Consider the following 21,459-nt stretch of genomic DNA (forward strand, 5'->3'; position numbering starts at 1 on the left):
ATGCTCCTTAGAACGCGCTGAGTTCGACGGCAAGCTGGCCGGTCTCGGCACGCAGCGCGCGCTGGCCCAGGGTCAGGTTGCGGATGCGTACTCGCGGGTTGGCGAGCACTTCGTCGACGATCGATGTCAGTTCGCCGGCGAGGTCGTGTACGAGCGACTCGCTGAAGAGGCCGCCGTTATAGACGACGCTGATCGCAAGACCCTCGGCGCGCGGCTCGGCGAGGAACCAGAAATGGGTGGCGGCTTCGGCATTCGCGCCCTGCAGGTCGTGGTTCGGCCGCTCGGAGATGCGCACCTGTCCCGCGTAGCGGTCGACGGCGTCTTGCCGCTGGTTCTGCAACGTCAAGCCGATATCGAACAGCGGATTGCGTCCCGGCACGCGCTTGATATGCAGCTCGTCGATCAGGCGGTCGAGCGGATACAACTGGTTGGAGAACGCTTCGATGGTGGTGTCGCGCACGCGACCGAGCAGCGTATCGAAGTGATCGTCGCCGGCGACGCGATCGCGCAACGCGAGCACGTTCAGGTAGGGGCCGACCTGCGATTCGAGTTCGGGTAGTTCGCGGCCCGCAACCGGCGTACCGATCACGATGTCTTCCTGGCCCGAGCGGCGATAGAACAGCGCCTTGATCGCCGACTGCAACGCGATGAACAAGGTGCCGCCATGGCGCTTGCCGAGCGCTTCGAGTGCCGTCGTCGTCGCGGCCGGCAGTTCGAACTGCCAGGTCTTCCAGCTCGGTGCGGCAGGTTGCTCGACGTCGCCCGGCAGGTCCAGTGCACGCAGACCGCCACCGAGTCGCGTCAACCAGTAATCCTTCATGCGCGCGCCTTCCGGCCCGGCAAGCAGCCGGTTCAGCCAGCCGGCGTAGTCCTTGTACTGGATCGACAGTGCGGGTAGCGGATTGTCCTGACGCTGGATGAACGCGTTATAGATCTGCGACAGGTCGTCGAGCAGCACTTCGGTGGACCAGCCGTCGCTGACGATGTGATGCATCGTGCAGATGCAGACGTGACGGATTTCGGAGAGGCGCAGCAGCTTGACGCGGAACAGCGGTCCGGTGGCGAGATCCATCGGGGCGAGTAGTTCGCGCGCTTCGATTGTCTTGACCTGGGCATCGCGATCGGCGGCTTCCTGCAGGTCCACGACCTCGACCGGAAAGGCGGCTTCGCTGGGCGGCAGCACCTGTTGCAGCGGTTGATTGCCTGCGAGGACGAAGCGTGTACGCAGGATTTCGTGGCGTTCGCTGAGTGCGCGGAACGAGCGCACGAGTGCGTCGACGTCGAGCACACCTTCGAACAGCAGCGAGGCAGGCAACGGGCCACCGGCCTGCGCGCCGCTGAGGCGATCCTGAACCCACAGCCGTGTCTGGGCCGGCGAGAGTTCGTAATTCGTTTGCGCCGGCAACGGTGTCACCGGGGCGTAATCGATAGGTTGCGTATGGGCAATGCGTTTCGCGAGGCTCGAAATAGTCGGGTGCGAAAACATGCTGCGGATTTCGAGCTTCACATGCAGATCGCGACGGATGCGCGCGGCGATCTTCGTCGCAGTGATCGAATTGCCGCCCAGTTCGAAGAAATTGGCCGTCGTGCTGATCTGCGTCTTGCCGAGCACTTCGCGCCAGATAGCCGTGAGCTGCGCTTCGAGTTCGTTGTCGGGTGCGAAGTGGTGCAGATCGCTCGTCGGCTCGGGCAGGCTCGCGCGATCGAGTTTGCCGTTGGGCAGATGTTCGAACGCAGTGAGAACGACGAACGCGGACGGCACCATGTAATCGGGCAGACGCTGCTGCAGGTGGCCGCGTACTGCGCCGATCAGTTCGGCTTCGGGACGCGCGGACAGCAGCCACGCGACGAGTTTCTCGTCGTCGCCTTCGCCACGTACGGCGACGATCGCTGCATCGACCCACGGATGCGACGCTAGCGTGGCCTCGATTTCGCCGAGTTCGATACGCAGGCCGCGCAGCTTGATCTGGTGATCGATGCGACCGAGGAACTCGACATTACCGTCGGGCCGGTAGCGCGCGAGATCGCCGGTGCGATAGAGCCGGTCCTGCGGATTGCTTGAGAACGGATCGGCGATGAACTTCGCCGCGCTCAGTTCAGGTTCGCCGTAGTAGCCACGCCCAACCGGCACACCGCCGATCAGCAGTTCGCCCGCGATACCGACCGGCACCGGCTGCATCTGTGCATCGACGATATAGAGGCGCGCATTGGCAATCGGCTTGCCGATCGAGACCGTGCGATGCACGTCGTTGCGCCGGCACTCCCACGCGGTGACGTCGACGGCGGCTTCAGTCGGGCCGTAGAGGTTGTACAGCTGCGCATCCAGACGTTCGAAGAAACGCTGTTGCAGATCGAAGGGCAGGGCCTCGCCGCTGCACACCACGCGCCGCAGCGACGTGCTGCGCTCGACGTCGGGTTGATCGAGGAACGCACGCAGCATCGAAGGCACGAAGTGCGCGGTGGTGATCTGTTCGCGCTCGATCAGGTCGATCAGATAGTCGGCCTCGCGCTGGCCGCCGGGGCGCGCAAACACGAGGCGGGCGCCGGCGATCAGCGGCCAGAAGAATTCCCACACCGAGACGTCGAAGCTGAACGGAGTCTTCTGCAGGACGCTATCCTGCGCGTCGAGACCGTACGCGTGCTGCATCCAGACGATGCGGTTGGTCGCGGCGCGATGCGTGTTGAGAGCGCCCTTGGGCCGGCCGGTCGAGCCGGAGGTGTAGATCATGTAGGCGAGGTTGTCGCCGGTAAGCGCTGCTGTCGGGTTCGTCGCGGGCGCGGCGGCAATATCCGCTGCATCGCGATCAACCACAATCAATTGCGCCGCGATCTCAGGCAACGCCGGCAGCAGATGCTGCTGCGTCAGGAGCCAGCGCAGTTGCGCGTTATCGATCATGAAGCGCACGCGATCGGCGGGGTAATCCGGATCGACCGGGACATAGGCGCCACCTGCCTTGAGCACTGCAAGCAGGGCAACGATCATGTCGAGCGAACGCTCCATCGAGACACCGACGAGCGCATCGGGCACGACGCCGAGTTCGATAAGACGATGCGCGAGGCGATTCGCGCGAACGTTGAGTTCGGCGTAGGTCAGCGACGCATCCTCGAAGACGGCGGCGATGGCTTCAGGTGTGCGCTCGACCTGCTGTTCGAACAAACGATGTAACGGCTGCTCACCGGCCGCACCGAAATCCGTCTCGGTGCGATTCCACTCGACCGTCAGCGTGTCGCGCGCCGCAGCATCGAGCAACGGCAGCTTCGCCACGGCGGCCGTCGTATCGTCGGCAAGACTCGTCAGCAGTTTCCGGTAGATGCCGAGCAGACGCTGCACGGTGCTCGCTTCGAACAGATCCGTGTTGTAGTCGCAATCGATCAGCAGTTCCTCGCCCGCATCGAGGACGTTGACGTTCAGATCGAAGGCGGTATAGCGGATCAGCGGCGCGACCAGATCGAGCTTGAGGCCGGGCAGTTCGGGCAATGCCGACACCGGCTCCAGATTGAATACCACCGATACCAGCGGCGCAGCGTTGAGATCGCGCTGTGCGCCGATTTCGCGCACCAGTTCGGCGAACGGAAAGTCCTGATGATCGAGCGCATCGAGCAAGCTCTGTCGCGTGCCGGCGAGGAAGCTCTTCACGGTGGCATCGTGCGGCAGCGTCGAGCGCAGCGGTAGCAAGTGCGTGCAGTAGCCCGCGAGTCGATCGCTACCGCTCACCGAGCGACCGGTCACCGGAATACCGGTGACGATCCTGTTCTGCCCGGCAACGCGATGCAGAAACAGATTGAAGCCCGCGAGCAGCATCATGTACAGCGTGCAGCCGTTCTTGCGAGCGGCCGTGCGCAGCGATGCCGCCGAGGTTGCGTCCAGATGCAGCGAAACCCGCTCGCCATGAAACGCCTTTACCGGGGGCCTGGGATAGTCCAGTGGAAGGTTGAGCGGTTCGGCCTCGTCGGCGGATTGCGCGAGCCAGTACGCGCGATTCGCTTTCATCTCCGGGCTGTTGCGCTGCGCGTCGACCTGCTTCAGGTAGTCGCGAAACTGCAGCGGCGCGGCGGCCGGTGCAGCGCCGGCGTACGCGAGCGCCAGGTCCTCTAGCAGAATGCCGAACGTGGAGCCGTCGCAGATGATGTGATGCGCGGTCATCACCAGCAGATGACGTTCGCTGTTCACACGCACGAGCGCGGCACGAAACAGCGGGCCGTTCACGAGATCGAACGGCTGACGGCTTTCGCTTTCGCGCCAGGCATCCTGATCCGTGTCGATCAACGGAATCTGCAGCGTCAACGTGGGATGCACGATCTGGCCGGAGCCGTCCGGCGTCAGCGTAGTGCGCAGCGCTTCATGCCGATCGACCAGACCCTGTACAGCAGCACGAATGGCCGGCTCGTCGAGCTTGCCGTTCAGTTCGAGCGTGGTGTTGACGTTATAGGCGAGCGAGCCTTCCGGATCGACTTCCGACAGAACCCACAACTGGCGTTGTGCTTCGCTCAGCGCAGCGACGGTGCCGTGCTTCGAGTGCGGCCGGATGAAGCCGCCGCGGCGCAGGTCGGCGACGCTGTCTTTCACCGCACGGATGAAGCGATCGACATCGGCGTCCGTATGCGCGGTCGACAGGAAGCAGGTACGCCATTCCCAGATGTAGATGCCCTTTTCGAGCATGTGATAGAAGAACAGGTCGAGGTTCTCGGTGAACTCGAAGCGGAACATCGAACCGAACCAGGTCACCTTGATCGGTGCTTCGGCTTCCTTGAAGAACGCATTCAGCGTCTCGGCGATCTGCGCGGTCCGGTCGTTGAGCTTCGCCTGCAGTTCCGGGCCTTCCTGTTCGATATGCTCGAGCACTGACAGTGCGGCCGCCATGGCGAGCGGATACTGACAGAACGTGCCGCCGAATGCGGTACGGTCGGCAGCCGGGAACGAGTGGTCGCCGTACTCCCACATGCCACCGTCGATGCAGTCCATGAAGCGTCGCGTGCCGGCGATCACACCAAGCGGCAGACCGCCGCCGATAATCTTCCCGTACGTCGCGAGGTCGGCCTTGATGCCGAAGATGGCCTGCGAGCCGCCCGGATGGACGCGGAAGCCCGTGATCATTTCGTCGAAAATCAGCGCGACGCCAGCTTCTTCGGTGATGCGGCGCAGTTCCTTGAGGAACGCGACCGGTTGCAGCGACGGGTTACGGCTTTGCACCGGCTCCACCATCACCGCGGCGATCTCCGACGACATCCCGCGGATCGCTTCAAGCGCCGCGTCGGTGCCGTAGTCGAGCAGAACCATGTTCTCGATCGAACCGAACGGCACGCCCGGCGCGATGCCTTCGGTGACACCTTCCGCGTTCGCCGCGGCGAGCGTGCCGTCTGCGTGGCCGTGATACGAGTGCGTGAACATCACGATCTTGTCGCGCCCCGTTACCGCACGCGCGAGGCGCATCGCGGTCATGACCGCTTCGGTGCCGGTGTTCGAGAACGCAACGCGATCGAGACCGGTGACGCGCGCAAAACGCTTGGCCACTTCGCCGACAAGCGCGGAGCGTGCGCCCAGTTCGAGCGGACGTTGCCATTCGCGCGTGACCTGCTTCTCGATGAAGTCCGGCGTATGGCCGAACAGATGCACACCGAAGCCCATCGTGAAGTCGATGTACTCGTTGCCGTCGATATCCCACAGCCGCGAACCGGCCGCGCGATCACCGACGATCGGATACAGCATTTCCTTGGTCGAGAAACGGAAGCCGACCGTGGCGCGGCTATCGGCCAGCACCGAGCGCGACGCCTGCACCGATTCCTTCGATTTCTTCGTGCGCGTGGTGTAGCGCACGATCAGCGATTCAAGGTGTTCCTGCTGTACGGCGGACAGACCGCGCGCGCGTTGTTCGACGGGGCTACCCCACGGCATCATCGGTTTGCGCGGGGCTTCTGCAGCAGGTGCAGTCGCAGCGGCAGGCGTCGCCTTCGCTACGGGCGCGACCGCTTTCACGGCAGTCGGCGCCGGCACTGCAACGGCCGCCTTGAGCACCGTGCTCGCGATGGCTTGCGCAGCGACCGTCTGCCGCACTTCGACCTGACCCGTCAGGGACGTGCGCAGCAGATCCATCTGCTGGCTCATGACCTGCGACAACAACTGGTTCTGCTCGCGCAACACGCGTTCCACTGCGGAGCCGCCTTCGGCAGCCGGCAACCCGGTCGGGACGAGCGTGAGTGGTGTTACATGTGCGACCGGCGCAACCACTGCGGTGGACGAAGCTACCTCGACTGCGTCCGCTACCGGTGCAGCCTCGACGACTTGCACCGCTTCCGGCACCTCTTGCGGCAGGTTCTCGGCGACATACTCGGCCAGTGCCTGCACGGTCGCCAGGTCTTCGAAGAACCGGCGCATGACGAGCTTCACGCCGTACTGCTTTTCGATGTGACGGATCGCTTCGATCAGGATGATCGAGTCGGCGCCCATCTCGAGGAAGGGGAGTTCGATATTGATGCTGGCAGGATCGGCCTGGATCAATTCGCCGATCTTGCCGCGAAGCCATTCGAGAACCTCGGCGCTGCGGTCGATGGGCAGCGGTTCGGCGATGGAGAGTGCGCTTGTCTGAGTCATGGGCTTGTCCGCTTTCTGGATCTGGAACCAGGTACGACTGCGTTGGAAGGGATAGGAAGGCAATGAAACACGCCTGAGCGCAGGCGTTTCGGCAGAGGCCCAGGCGACATTCACGCCGCGGGCATACAGATTCAAAAGAGTTTCAACGAGGGCTTGCTGCTCCACCTGCGGTCGCTGCAGGCTAAGGAACTGGATGCCGGCGTCCGCTGCGCAGCAGGCACGCGCCATATTCGCGAGCACCGGCTTCGGACCGATTTCGACGAGCAGGTTGAAGCCGGCTTCGGCGAGACGCTCGACGCTGCTCGCGAACTGCACCGGCTCGCGGCAGTGACGGCGCCAGTACTCGTCGGTGGGCGCCTCGTCGAGCGCGGTGCCCGTGAGATTGGAATAGAACGGGATCGCCGGAGGATTCGTGTGAACGGCTTTCGCCACGGCCTGGAAGCTGTCCAGCATCGGCTCGACCAGCTGCGAGTGAAACGCGTGCGAGGTGTTGAGCGGCACCGAGCGTACTTCAAGTGCTGCGAACGCTTCGATGACCTTCGCGATGCTCTCGCGTTTGCCGGAGATCACGATGCTGGCGGGACCGTTGACGGCGGCGACGGCGATGTCGTGCGGATAGGCTGCGATTGCGCGCTCGACAGTCGCGAGGTCGGCGAAGATCGCCGCCATTTCACCGCCGTGCGGCAACGCCTGCATGAGCCGACCGCGCTCGATGATCAAGCGCAGGCCATCTTCCGGCGAGAAGATGCCGGCGGCGCAGGCTGCCGCGTACTCGCCGACGCTGTGTCCCATCACGGCATCGGGCACGACGCCGAACGACGCGAGCAAGGTGGTCAGTGCGAATTGCAGCGAGAACAGCGCGGGCTGGCTGTAGCCGGTCTGATGGATGTCCTCGTTCTGGGCGGACAACACATCGAGCAGCGGTTTGGCGAGCAGCGGATCGGCGACTGCGCGGCAGCGGTCGATGGCCGCGCGGAACACGGGGTACGCGTCGTACAGGCGGCGCCCCATGCCGGCGTATTGCGAACCCTGGCCGGTGAACAGGAACGCCATCTTCACCCGTGTGTTGGGTTGCGAAGTGTTGGCCGATGAGGCACCGGTGGATTCCTTCGTCTGCTTCGCCTGAAAGTCGCGCAGCTTTTCGATCGCGTCTTCGATCGACGACACCGGTAGTGCCAGCCGATGCGCAAAATGCGAGCGACCCGTCGACGCCGAGAACGCGACCGCCGCGACATCGAGCGCAGGTTCGGCTTCGAGCTGCCGCTGATAACGCCCAGCGAGCTCGCGCAGTGCCGCGGGCGTCTTCGCCGACAGGACCAGCGGATGCACCTTGTGGCGCGACGGCGTTGCTTGCAGTGCCGGTGCGGGCGCTTCTTCGAGCACCAGGTGAGCGTTGGTGCCGCTCGCGCCGAACGCGCTGACACCGGCTCGGCGCGGCTGGTCGCCAGGCAGCCAGTCGCTGGCTTCGGCGCAGACCTCGATGGGAATCTCGTTCCAGCGCACCAGCGGGCTCGGATTGCGGAAATGCAGGTGCGCGGGAATGCGGTCGTGGTTCAGCGACAGCACGACCTTGATGACCCCCGCGATACCGGCGGCCGATTCCGCGTGGCCGATATTCGTTTTCACCGAGCCGACGCGTAGCCGCCGACTCGCGTCGCGGTCGGGACCGAACACGGTCGCGAGTGCCTGCACTTCGACCGGATCGCCGAGGGGAGTGCCGGTGCCGTGGGCTTCCACGTAATCGATGGATGCAGCGGGAATGCCGCCCAGCGCCTTGCGAATGACTTCTTCCTGGGCGCGTCCATTGGGCGCGGTAAAGCCGCTCGACGCACCGTCGTGGTTGACCGCCGAACCGCGAATCACGGCGAGCACGCGATCGCCGGCAGCCTGCGCATCCGACAGACGCTTGAGTACCAGTGCGCCACAGCCTTCGCTGCGTACGAAACCATCTGCGGCCGCATCGAAGGTTTTGCAATGGCCGTCCGGCGCCAGTGCCCGCGTGCGCGAGACCGCGATCGAGTTATCGGGCGAGAGGATCAGATTGACGCCGCCAGCGATCGCGAGATCGCAGTCGCCCGCGCGCAGGTTCTGGCTGGCCGTATGAATCGCCGTGAGCGACGAGGAACAGGCGGTATCGATCGCCATGCTCGGGCCATGTACGCCAAGACCGTAGGAGATGCGACCGGCCGCCGTGTTGAGCGGATTGCCGGTGAAGAAGTAACCGTCAATGCCGCTGCCGTCGCCGTTGTTGAGCTGCAGGTTCGCGTAATCGTTGGTGGTGATGCCGACGAAGACACCGGTCCGGCTGCCCTTGAGACTGTCGACAGGAATGCCCGCGTGTTCGAGCGCTTCGTGACTGACTTCGAGCAGCAGACGCTGCTGCGGGTCCATCGCGGCCGCTTCGCGCGGCGTGATGCGGAAAAATGCCGGGTCGAACTGGTCGACGTCGTCGATAAAGCCACCGGAGCGGCAATACATGCGACCCGGCGCTTCCGGATCGGCATCGTAGTACGCGTCGATATTCCAGCGCTCGCGCGGCACTTCGGTAATCGCATCGACGCCGTTGCTGAGCAGTTGCCAGTAGGCGTCGAGGTCGCGTGCGGCGCCCGGAAAGCGGCAGCTCATACCGACGATCGCGATCGGTTCGGGCGTGCCGGCTTCGCGTGTCGCCGGAGCTTGCGTTGCCGGTTGCGTCGACGCGGCTACCACAGGTGCTACAGGCGCATCGGGTGCCGTGGCCGACGACTGCTCCACGAGAAAATCGGCGAGCGCGTTGACCGTCGGATGATCGAACAGCAGCGCAACCGACAACGCGGTGCCCAGCGTTTTTTCGAGTTGCGTGCGCAGGTCGAGCGCCATGATCGAATCCATGCCCATCTCGAAGAAGCCGAGATCGCGGTTCAGCGCCGTCGAGCCGAAGCCGAGCACCTGAGCCACCGCTCGTTCGATGATCTCCGCGAGCAGACGCTTGCGTTCGCGCGGCGATTTATCGCTCATCAAGGCGGGCATCGCAAGCTTGCTCGCAGGGGCTGCACCGACCCGCACGCGGTCGAGGAACGGCTTCGGTCCGCGCGCCTCGTAGGAACCCTGGAACAACGCGAGGTCGATATCGACGACGGCGACCTGGGGCACGAGCGGGAGATGATCGAGCACGTCGAGTGCACGCTCGGCCGCGAGTGTCCGGATACCGACACGCCGCAGCAACGCTTCGGCTTCGGGGAAGGTCATGCCGCCTTCTGCCCACGGTCCCCAGTTCAGGCTCAGGGCCGGCAAGCCGAGGTTGCGGCGATGATGCGCGAGCGCATCGAGGAACCGGTTCGCGGCGCTGTAGTGCGCCTGATCGCGCGAACCCCATGCGGAGGCGATCGAAGAAAAGAGAATGAAGAAGTCGAGCGGGAACGGCTCGCTGTGCTGATGGAGCAGCCAGGCGCCGGCTACCTTCGGCTGCAGCACGGCTTCAAGTTCTTCGCGCTCGACCTGCAGGATCGGCTTGTAGCCAATGACACCGGCCGCGTGCACGATGCCGCGCAGCGGCACGCCTTCGCGCTGGAGCGCGGCGAAGAAAGCTTCGACGGCGGTGGAGTCGGCGATATCGAGGCGCTCGCACCGCACGGTCACGTTCTGGTCGTGCAGTTCGGCAATTGCGCGCTGGCTTTCCTCGCTCCCCGCGCCTTGTCTGCCGACCAGGATCAAGGTGCCCGCGCCGTGCGCTGCCAGCCATCTGGCGGTGTGCAATCCAAGTGCGCCGAAACCGCCGGTGATCAGGTACGCCGCTTCCGGGTCGATCTGTAGTGCGCTTGTTTCGGCTTGAGCGAGCTGGCTCAGTCGTGCGACATAGCGCGCGTCGTGCCGCAGGGCGACCTGTTCTTCGCGACTCTCGCCGAGCACCTCCTGCAGCAGCGCCTGTGTTTCGTCCTCCGGTGCAGCCGGATCGAGATCGATGGCGGTGCCAAACAATTCCGGATGCTCGATCATCGCGCCGCGTGCGAGACCCACCAGCGCGGACTGCGCGAGCCCCGATACGAGCGGCGTTTCGCCGGCTTCGACCGCGTCGCGCGTGACCACCCAGATCTTCGGGCGGGTTTGCGGCGCCCACTCGCGTTCGTTACCACCCAGTGCGCGCACGAGATGCAGGAAGGCCGTCGACATGCGCGCCGCACCGACCACTTCGTCGAGCGCCCACAGGAAGACGATGCGCTGTCCTGGGACCGCTGCGTCCTTCAGCAAGCGGACGAAATGTTCAGCCTTCGCCGGATCGACGTACCAGGCGCCGTCTTTGCGTTCACCGTATTTGCTGCCAGGGCGAACCAGCGAGCAGGACGCACCGCGCTCGCGCAGCAGCGTCGCAAAGCGCTCGCCGACACCGCTCTCGTCCGCGAAGATCAGCCACGAAGAGGGCTCGCCAGCGAACTCGGCCACCGGTAGCGCGGCTTGCTGTTCCCACACCACGTGATAGAGCGGGTGTGCATCCGAGGAGGCAGCGGTTTCGACCGGAGCGAATGCGGTTTGCAACAATTCCGGGAACGTGGCCAGCAACTCGTCCGAATACTTGCCGGACTTCTTCAGTTGTCGCAACGCTTCCTGGATGCTGGCGGCATCCATACCGACGGTCGGCGACTGGGTTTCCCCGAGACTGAAACGCTGCCGTTCGAACGGATAGTTCGGCAAGGTCGTGACGGGCTGGGCGGACGTCGGGAACAACGCGCTCCAGTCGAAGTGCCAGCCTTGCACGTACAGGCTCGCGATTGCCTGCTCCAGGGCGGAGCCGGAGCAGGGCGCCGGCAACCAGCCATCGGCGGCGGCGAGTTCTTCGGCCCTGCGCGGCGCTTCGCTCTGACTCGACGAAGCGGCATGCTGCAACCAGTACTGCGGATTCGTGGCCTCGTCGGTTACTTCGGCGCCGGAATGCGCGGAGATCAGGCGGACCGAGGGACGTGTAAGTACTACGTCCTGAAGCGTTGTACGCAGTGCCTCGGTATCGGATCGCACGGCGACCAGGCGCAGCGCGTCGGTGACGCTCACGACACCCGCGACGCAAGCCGCGACATACGCGCCGATGCCATGGCCCGACACGACGTACGATTGAATACCCCACGCCTTCCACAGTTCGGCCCAGGCGAAGTCGATGGCAAAGCGACCCGCGTCGGTATCGAGTGCGCTCAGCGGGACCGCACAACGATCGAAGGCTGCGCGGAAATGCGGCTCCGTTGCGTGGAGTTCGCGCGCGATATCTGCGACGCTCGTTTCCTGCGGGTCGAGGGCCAAGCCGAAGCTGAAGCCCATGCGCGAGGCTTTACCTGTGCGCGCGGCTTCCGTCGCAACCTGTGTCACACCCGACGATGTCCACGCCGCACGGAACGGATAGTGACTACGTCCTGTGGCCGCAGCGCGACTGATCGCGAACAACTCCTGCGGCGCTGCGCTCGCGAGCACGCTCTCGTAGCGTTGTACCAGCGCGCTCAGCGCCGTCTCCGATCTCGCCGACAGCAGCAGAACTGCTCGTTGCGCATCGTGCGCGCTAGCGACAGGCGGTTCCTCGATGATGGCGTGGGCATTCGTGCCGCTAAATCCAAATGCGCTTAGCCCTGCGACCCGCTTGCGTTCGCCGCGCTGCCACGTAACCGGATCGGCGGCGACGCGGATGGGGATGTCCTGCCACGGCGTGTGCGGATTCGGCTGCCTGAAATGTAGATGCGCGGGAATCCGGTCGTGCTCGAACGACAGCAGGACCTTGATCAGCCCGGCGATGCCGGACGCCGATTCCAGATGCCCGATATTGGTTTTGACCGAACCGATCATGAGCGGCTCGGCGGCCGCGCGTCCCGGTCCATAAACGCCGGCCAGTGCTTCGACCTCGATCGGATCGCCGAGCGACGTGCCGGTGCCGTGAGCTTCGACGTAGGAGATGTCGCCGGGCACGAGGCCAGCTTGATTCAGCGCGCGACGGATCACACGCTCTTGCGAATCGCGGCTCGGAACGGTCAGTCCGCCGCCCGCACCGCCCTGGTCGACGGCTGTGCCGCGCACGATGCCGAGCACACGGTCGCCGTCGGCGAGCGCGTCGGAGAGGCGCTTCAGCACCACCATGCCGCAGCCTTCGCCGCGCACGTAGCCGTCCGCGGATGCATCGAAGGTCTTGCAGTGTCCATCCGGCGACAGCATGCGGGCTTGCGAGAAACTGATCATGACCTCGGGCGAGAGCATGAGATTGACGCCGCCCGCGAGCGCCATGTTGCTTTCGCGCGAACGCAGGCTCTCGCACGCGAGGTGCAGACAGACCAGCGACGACGAGCACGCCGTATCGATAGCCATGCTTGGGCCGGTAAGACCGAGCACGAACGACAGCCGGCCCGCGGCCATGTTCAATGCGCTACCGGTGCCCGCGTAGCTGCTCGACGGCGTCGACGCGCTGGACACCTGGATCGCGTGATCGAAGCAGGTGATGCCGACGTACACGCTCGTGGGCGATTGCCTGAAGCGCTCGGGGGCTAGATGGGCGTTTTCGAGCGCCTCCCAGGCTACTTCGAGCAGCAGCCGTTGTTGCGGGTCCAGATACGTCGCTTCGCGCGGCGCAATACCGAAGAACGCGGCGTCGAATTCATCGACGCGCTCGATAAAGGCACCATGGCGAGTCGCCATCTTGCCGGGTGTAGCGGGGTCCGCATCGTAGTAGCGATCGATGTCCCAGCGCTCGCGCGGCACTTCGGTGACGGCATCGCGTGCGTTATCGAGCAGTTGCCAGAACGCATCGGGCGTATCGCTCGCGCCCGGAAAACGGCAGGCCATACCGATGACGGCGATCGGTTCGTTACGATCCGAACGCAGTGCCGCGATTTCCGCGCGCCGCAGGCGCAGTTCGTCGAGCGCGGCTTTCAGCGCTGTGGTGGCTTTGGAGTTCATTGGGCGCCGATCTCCTGGGCAATCAGTTCGGACAGCTCGTCCTCACTGAGGTCTTCGTCGGAGGCTTCCTCGACAACGGCAGCAGGCAGCGACGGCGACAGTTCGTTGAGGATGTACTGGGCGAGCGATTGCAAATTCGGGTACGAGAAGAACAGCGTGGCGCGGAACGGTCTGCCGAACACCTTCGTAATGCGGTCAGTCAGTTCGAGCGCGATCAGCGAATCGAGACCGAGATCGAACAGCGATTGACCCGGCGGAATCGCGTCGGGACGCGACAGCCGCAGCGTCTTGACGAGCATCTGCGAGAGCGTGCTCGTGACCAGTTCGAGCCGCTCGCGTGGGGCGCATGACTTGAGCTGCGCGAGCAATTCCGTTTCTTGCTGCGCCGGCTGTGCGGCCGGTTGCGCGAGTTCGGAGAAGAGCGCCGACTGCGCGGCTGGTGCATCGACGCGGAACAAGGTCGGCCAGTCGATCTTGGCCACCCCAGACTGGGCGACGCCTGACGCCATCAATCGTTCGAGCGCGGCAATGGCCAGCTCGGGCGGCAACGGCGTGACGCCGAATCCGGCGAGCTGTTCGTGCGCGCGACGCCCGTAGTCGGTGGCGGCGTGGCCGATCTCGGCCCATGGTCCCCAGTTGACGCTGAGCCCCGGTTTTCCCTGCGCGCGACGGTGATGTGCGAGCGCGTCGAGGAAGCCATTCGCGGCGGCGTAGTTGCCCTGGCCCGGCATCGTGAGCAGCGAGGCCATCGAAGAGAACAGGACGAAGTGGTCGAGCGGTAGGTCTGAAGTCAGCTCGTGCAGGTACCACGCACCGTCGGCTTTACCGCTACCGGCGCGATGGAAGAAATCGTCGTCCTGACGCGTGAGCAGCGCATCGTCGAGCGCACCGGCCAGATGGAACACGCCCTTGAGCGGCGGCATCGAGCGAGCGATCTCGTCGATCGCCGCGGCGACGTCTTTGCGCTGCGACAGATCGGCGCGCACGACATGAGCGTCGAGCGTGCGCAGAATCTTTTCGGCCGCGGGTTTCGGCTCGCCGCGCCCGAGCAGCACGACTTTGCCGGCACCGTTCGCGGTGAGCCAGGATGCGAGCCGCAAACCGAGTCCGCCGAGGCCGCCGGTTACCAGGTAGGTTGCATCGGCGTGGAAGCGGATCGGGCGGTGGCTGACGAACTCGCGATCGTCGCGGGCGATACGCGCTACGTAACGCTGTCCGTGGCGGAACGCGATCATGTCTTCGCGGCCGGCAGCCTGCAGCGTTTCCACGATGTGCGTGGCGGACTGCTGCGCGGGATCGAGGTCGATCAGGCCGCCCCACATCGCGGTGTGCTCGACGGCGATCGCGCGGCCCAGGCCCCACAGCGGGGCTTGTGACACAGCCGTCGCTTCGCCGTCGAGTATCGGCATCGCGCCCGACGTCACCAGCCACAGACGCGTTTGCCGCGCTGCCGCGTCACCCGATGCGAGCGTTCTGACCAGGTGCAGCACACTCGTGCTGACATGTTTTCTCGTCGCGCTGTCGGCAAGCGCGAGATCGAGACTCCACAGATGCAGGATGCCTTTCAGCGGCCGGTCGAGCTCGGGTAGGGCGAGCGTGTCGTCGACGTAGTGCAACGAGCACGTATTGCCGGTGCCTTCGAGCAACGCCGCGACTTTTTTAGCAACACCACCGCGGTCTGCGAAGATCAGCCATTCGCCAGCCGAAGCCGCAGCCGCGCCGGCGGTTGTCGCCTCGACGCTCGATGCTCTCCAGACACGCTGATACAGCAGCGGCGCAAACTCATGACGCTCGACCGGTTGCGCGGAATGCACGTGCTGCAGCCGCAGCGCGTCGATTTCGATCAGCAGTTTTCCGGCGAGGTCATAGACGCGGATATCGCCTTCGAGCGTGCCCTGTGCGGTCGATTGGCGCACCGTGGCATGACTCCACGCGTCGGGCGCCGACGGTTGATGATGAACACGTACCGCACCGATCGAGCTCGGCAGATAGATGCCGTTCGCGTCCAGCGCGTCGGTATCGATAGCGGCGGCGAGCACACGACTGCAGGCGTCGAGAAACGCGGGATGGACTTCGTATTGCGACGATGCGAGCGCATCGATGGGCAGACTGATTTTTCCGAGCGCTTCGCCGGCACTGCGCCAGATCTGTTCGATTGCGTGGAACACGCCGTCGATCTGCACGCCGTGTTGCTGGATTTCGCCATTGAAGTCCGCGCCCGAAACGATATCGGTGCAGCGAGCCTGCACCGGAGCCGGGTCGAACTTGCCCTGAGGAACGACACGCTTTGGCGCGCACATCTCGCGCAGCCGGAGCAAATGCGGCAGATTACTGAGGATCAGATCCGCCGACGGACCGAAGTCGAGCAGACACGCCACTTCATCGACACCGATCGATTCCAGATCGCGCACCAGCGCGACACCGGTTTCCGGCGTGCCGATCAGGCCGCGCGATTGCGCGAAGCGTTCATAGAGGAAATTGACGAACTCGTCCAGTTCGCGCGCGCCCATGCTGCGCACGTCCACCGTTTGACCGCGGCTTTGCGCGAGTCCATTCAACAGACCGATATTGCTGCGGATGTAGTTGCAGAACGGCGCGCGTGCCTGCTCGCGCACGAGTACCGGGTCTGCGCCGACAAACGTGTGCAGCATCACGGAGACGATGCCGGTAGCCGGATCGAAGCCGTGCTGCGCGCGTGCTTCGCGGTAAAGCTTGATCTTGTGCGCGAGCTGATCGCGATCCTGATCGAGCACGTGGGTCAGCAGGTTCGCGCCGACTTCACCGGCGCGCACGAATGTCTGCGGATTGCCAGCGGCAGTCACCCAGACCGGCAGCTCCGGTTGCACGGGCGTCGGATAGATCCGCAACTGCACCGGTTTGCCATTGCCGTTTTGCGCGTCGAGCATGCCGCCGCGCCACAGATGCTGAACCGCACGCATATTGGTCAGCATTTCGTCCTGCCGGGTCGCGTACTTCTCCGGGCAGAACACGAAGTCGTCGGGATTCCATCCCGAGGCGAACGAAATGCCCACGCGACCGTTCGAGAGGTTGTCCACCATCGACCACTCTTCCGCGATCCGGATCGGGTTGTGCAACGCGGCGACCACGCTGCCCGCGAGCAGTTTCACGCGTTTGGTGGAAGCGGCGAGCGCGGCATGCAGGACCGCGGGATTCGGGTACAGCGAGCCGAACTCGGTGAAATGGCGCTCCGGTACCCAGACGCTGGAAAAACCGTTCGCATCGGCGAAGCGGGCACTTTCCATGACCAGTTGGTACTTGTTGCCGGACAACGCCTCTTCACTGCTGGCGAAGAACATCAAGCCGAACTTCATACGTGGCTCCGATCCGATTCGTGAATTTCGGCGCTGGCGCACATCTGCCATTGCGCGGCAGCGCCCGTGTCCTCGATCCGGTGATAGACGGCAAACGAAAACGGCCCGAACGACTCGCGGCTCAGCACGGTCTGCACGGTGTGCGATTCGTGCTCGCGCAGCGACAGCGGCGCGTGCAGCGCGAGGTCTTTCAGCGTGGTGTGACTGGCCGAACCGATCTGCGAGGTGGCCGCCAGTGCCATTTCCACATAGGCGGAATAGGGCAGGACAGGCGCCCCTTTGATGCGATGACCGCTGAGGAACGTGGTGGCCGGTGCGTCGAAACGCGATTCCCAGGTCCATGTCGTGGGCAAATGCGCTTGCTGTTCCATGAGGCGGCCGAGCAGCGGATGTTGCGGCTCGCGTGGCGTGATCCAGAAGCGGCGACGCTCGAACGGGTAGGTCGGCAGGGCGAGCCGCCGGCGTGGGTGGTCATGCTCGAAGGCGTTCCAGTCGATGGTTGCGCCGCGCACGTAGAGCTCGCCGAGTTTGTGCAGGATGGCGTCCCATGTGCCTGCCTGTGCGCCGATCTCGATGACGATGTTTTGAGTGGCTGCTGTGCTGCTTTCTGGCGTTTGCGGCACGTCTGTGAACGACGCTGCGGCACGTTGTCCAGCGCCTGCGCTACTGATGGCGTCCGGTGTGATGCCGAAGGAGATCCATAGTTGTGCGAGCGCCTGCTGGAACGCTACGTATAGTGCGTCGGGCGCGGCGAGTTCGGGCGTCTCGCAGTGCCGGTGCAACAAGGCACGGAATGTCGGGCTGACCGACAGCAGTTGTCGAACGGCTTCAGCGCTCGCACCGTCGTCGGTTGCGAAGTGGAACGTTACCGAAGGCGGGGTTTCGGTGGCGGCACTTGCCGCGAGCGCATCCAGTTGCGCTCGCAACGTGTCGCGACTCGATGCGACGATGGCGCCACGCCGCGCGAAGTGTGTGCGTCCGGTGTTGGTGGTGAACGCGAAATCCTGCACACAGACTTGAGGATTCGCGTCGAGATACGCCGCGTAGGACGCTGCCAGCGCCTGCAATGCTTCGGGCGTGCGCGCGGAAAGCGTCACGAGGCTTGCCACCGACGTCGTCGTCGAATCGGCTTCGATCTCTTCTATCGGCCGCGGCGCTTCCGACAGGATCACGTGCGCATTGGTGCCGCCGAACCCGAACGAACTCACACCGGCAATACGCGGCGCGTGTTCCGAATGCCACGGCGTGACCTGCTGCGGGATCCGGAACGGCGTGTTGTCGAGCGCGATGTGCGGATTGAGCGTGCGGTAATGGAGATTCGGCGGAATCTCGCGATGATGCAGCGTAAGCGCGGTCTTGATCAGACTCGCGATGCCCGCCGCCGACTCCAGATGCCCGATGTTGGTCTTGACCGAGCCGATCCAGCAGACATCGTCCGGCCGACGCGACTCGCTCAGCACAGCTGTCAGCGAGTTCAGTTCGATCGGATCGCCGAGCGGCGTGCCGGTACCGTGCGCCTCGACGTAGCCGATGTCCTGCGGCCGTACGCCGGCATCGTGCTGCGCGCTGCGAATCACGGCTTGCTGGGCCGGACCGTTCGGTGCGGTCAGGCCATTGCTGCGCCCGTCCTGGTTCACCGCCGAGCCACGGATCACGGCGAAAACCGTGTCGCCGTTCGCGAGCGCGTCGTCGAGACGCTTGAGCAACACCATGCCGACACCTTCGCCGCGCACGTAGCCGTTCGCTGACGCGTCGAACGCCTTGCATCGGCCGTCGGGCGAGAGCATGCCCGATTGCGTGAACGAGGCGCTTAGTTGCGGCGCCAGAATCAGATTGGCGCCGCCGGCCAGCGCGGCGTCGCACTCACCGCGCAGCAACGCGCGGCACGCCTGATGAACGGCGACGAGCGACGACGAACACGCGGTATCCACGGCCCAGCTCGGGCCGCGCAGATCGAGCGTGTAGGAAATGCGGTTAGCGGCCACGCTGAGCGCATTGCCGGTCGCGACATAGGGGCCGACATCCGCGGCTTCCTGCTGCGCGAGACGGATGTAGTCCGTATTGCTGATGCCGACGATCACGGCAGTCTGTGCGCCTGCGAGATCCCGGGGGGCGGTTCCCGCGTGCTCGAGCGTTTCCCACGCGACTTCCAGCAGCAGGCGCTGCTGCGGGTCCATCGTCTCGGCTTCGCGGGCGCTGATGCCGAAGAACTCGGCATCGAACTGGTCGATCTGGTCCAGCAATCCGGTGGTCGGCAGATCGTCGGCGCGTTTCTTCGAGGCGCCGACTGCATCGCGGCCTTCCTGTAGCAGTTGCCAGAATTCCGCGGGGTTATTCGCACCGGGGAAACGGCAGCCCATGCCGACGATCGCGATATCGGGCCGCGTTCCGGTAGAGGTGGAGGCGCTGTCCGACGAATCGTTCGTGGTGCCGCTCAAATGGCGGGCGAGGATCGAGATGCTCGGAAAATCGTAGACGACGGTAGGCGCGATCGGCACACCAAGCCAGTCCTGCAACTCGCCGGACAATGCGATGGCGTCCTTCGATTCGAGCCCGTAAGCGCTGAACGGTGCATCGGGGTCGATGCCGGCAGGCGCGATTCCCGCGAGCCGCGAGACATGCTCGATGAACCATTGCACGAGGGTTTTGCTATCGCGCGTGGTGACTGGAGAAGCTGCGGGGGTTGCAGCGGTTGCTGTAGTTGCTGACGCAACGGCCGCGGGTTGCACATGCTCCGCGGCAAACGAACGGCGCCACTCGCCCGCGATGGCGAGACCCTGTCCGCTCAGGAATGCATCGCGCGTCCGGCGCCTTTGAATTTTTCCGCTGGAGGTCCGCAGGATCGTAGCGGGCCGCAACAGGACCGCCGCGTACAGATCGACGTCATGCACTTCGGCAAGCGTGCGGCGGATTTCGGCGGCGACTGCTTCCGCGTTCAAGGTGTTGAGCGCTTCGCGACGCACTTCGCACGCTATGACCACCCGCTCGACGTTATCGACATTGATCGAGAACGCAGCCGATGCGCTCGGCGTCAGCGCGGGGTGACAGGCTTCCGCCGATTGCTCGAGATCCTGCGGATAGTGATTGCGCCCGGCGACGATGATCAGGTCTTTCAACCGACCGGTGACAAAGAGATCCTCGCCGTCGACAAAGCCGAGGTCGCCGGTGCGCATATAGGCCGAGTCGTCGTCGCTGAGCTTCGCGCGAAACGTGTGTTCGGTTTCCTCGGCCCGGTTCCAGTAGCCGACGCCGACGCTCGGGCCGCTCAACCAGATTTCGCCGATCTGTCCGGGCGCGCAGCGCACACCGCTATCGGCGTTCACGATGCGCAGGCGGTGTTCCGCCCAGACCCGGCCGCAGGAAACCAGCGCATGGAGCTTGCCCTGAGTGCTTTTCGTCGCGACACCCTGGGCGAGATCGTCGGCGTCGAAGTCCACGACGAGGGGCCGCGAGCGGGCCGGTTGACCGGAGATGAATAGAGTCGCTTCGGCCATCCCGTAGACCGGTCGCATGGTTTCCGCCTCGAAGCCGCACGAAGCGAATGCCTGCGTGAACCGCGCCACGGTTTCGGCGCGCACCGGTTCCGCACCGTTGAATGCCACGCGCCAGCTGCTCAGATCGAGCTGCGCTTTGGCTTCGTCGGACACTTTGCGTGCGCACAGGTCATAGGCGAAATCCGGCGCGGCGCAGTGCGTGCCGCGATACTTCGTGATCGCGTTCAGCCAGCGGACCGGTTTCTGCACGAACGCCGCCGGTGCCATCAACACCGACAGCACACCGAGATAGATCGGCAGCAGCACCTTGCCGAAGAAACCCATGTCGTGGAACACAGGCAGCCAGCTCACGAACACGGTCGACGCGTCGCAATCGTTAGCCTCGGTGATGACTTCGACGTTGCTCAGAATGTTTGCGTGACTGATCATCACGCCTTTAGGCGTACCCGTGGAGCCCGACGTGTATTGCAGCAGCGCCAGCGTCTGCGGCGTGATCTCCGGTTCGCGCCACTGCTCGAGCGGCGCATCGAACCCGTCATCGGTCGCGAGAATGTTCAGTTCGAGCGTTTCCGAATAGCCATCCGCGCGATGCTCCATACCATCGAGCGTCGCTGCGTCGGTCAGCGCGACGATCGGTGTGGCATCGGTGACGATGGACTTGAGGCGGTCGGCGGGACGATTCTTGCGCGGCGGATAAGCCGGCACACCGATCAATCCGGCATACAGGCACCCAACCCACGCGCTGATGAACTCCAGTCCAGGCGGATACACCAGCAGGACACGATCGCCCGGTTGTGCCATGCCTTGCAGTCGCGCGGCGATGCCGCGCGCACGCCTGTCGAGATCGCCGAACGTGAGACGCGCTAATTCGGATTCGCCGTTATCGAGAAAAATAAACGCTGTCTGGTCCGACGCGTTATTGCCGCGAAACCGCAGTAATTCCGTAACAGTTCTGAATTTTCTGTCGGGAAACATGCTGAACCTTTGTTGTAGGCTGAGCGTTGATTTGAATGCACGCTACCGTTGAAGCCACGCGCGGTTTTTCCGACGGGCGATGACAGGTCGTCTTGCGAGCATGTGTCAGGCGCAGATTGCGTTTGCTATCGTGCCGCCGTCTTGCACGGGGCCGATTTTCCTGTAGAAA

The 21,459-nt window shown here is 64.4% G+C and carries 3 protein-coding genes; all 3 read right to left on the reverse strand.

Annotation, left to right across the window (positions count from 1 at the left end):
• Window positions 1–7: 7 nt before the first annotated feature.
• From M0D65_RS27425 to M0D65_RS27435, 3 genes are read right to left on the reverse strand one after another with little or no spacing between them, the layout of a single operon-like run.
• A complete protein-coding gene (locus M0D65_RS27425; protein ID WP_266255375.1) occupies window positions 8–13,489 on the reverse strand; it encodes a non-ribosomal peptide synthetase/type I polyketide synthase in 13,482 nt (4,493 codons plus the stop codon).
• Window positions 13,486–16,821, reverse strand: coding sequence for a type I polyketide synthase (locus M0D65_RS27430; RefSeq protein ID WP_266255376.1), 3,336 nt, complete (start codon window positions 16,819–16,821; stop codon window positions 13,486–13,488). Before M0D65_RS27430 ends, M0D65_RS27425 begins: the two co-directional genes overlap by 4 nt.
• The gene (locus M0D65_RS27435; RefSeq protein ID WP_266255377.1) at window positions 16,818–21,290 is read right to left on the reverse strand and encodes a beta-ketoacyl synthase N-terminal-like domain-containing protein; all 4,473 of its coding nucleotides are present in this window, start codon (window positions 21,288–21,290) and stop codon (window positions 16,818–16,820) included. The genes M0D65_RS27430 and M0D65_RS27435 overlap by 4 nt, the downstream gene beginning before the upstream one ends.
• Between the last annotated feature and the right edge of the window lie 169 nt (window positions 21,291–21,459).

The sequence above is a fragment of the Paraburkholderia sp. CHISQ3 genome, assembly GCF_030464945.1.
GTDB classification, from domain to species: Bacteria; Pseudomonadota; Gammaproteobacteria; order Burkholderiales; family Burkholderiaceae; genus Paraburkholderia; species Paraburkholderia megapolitana.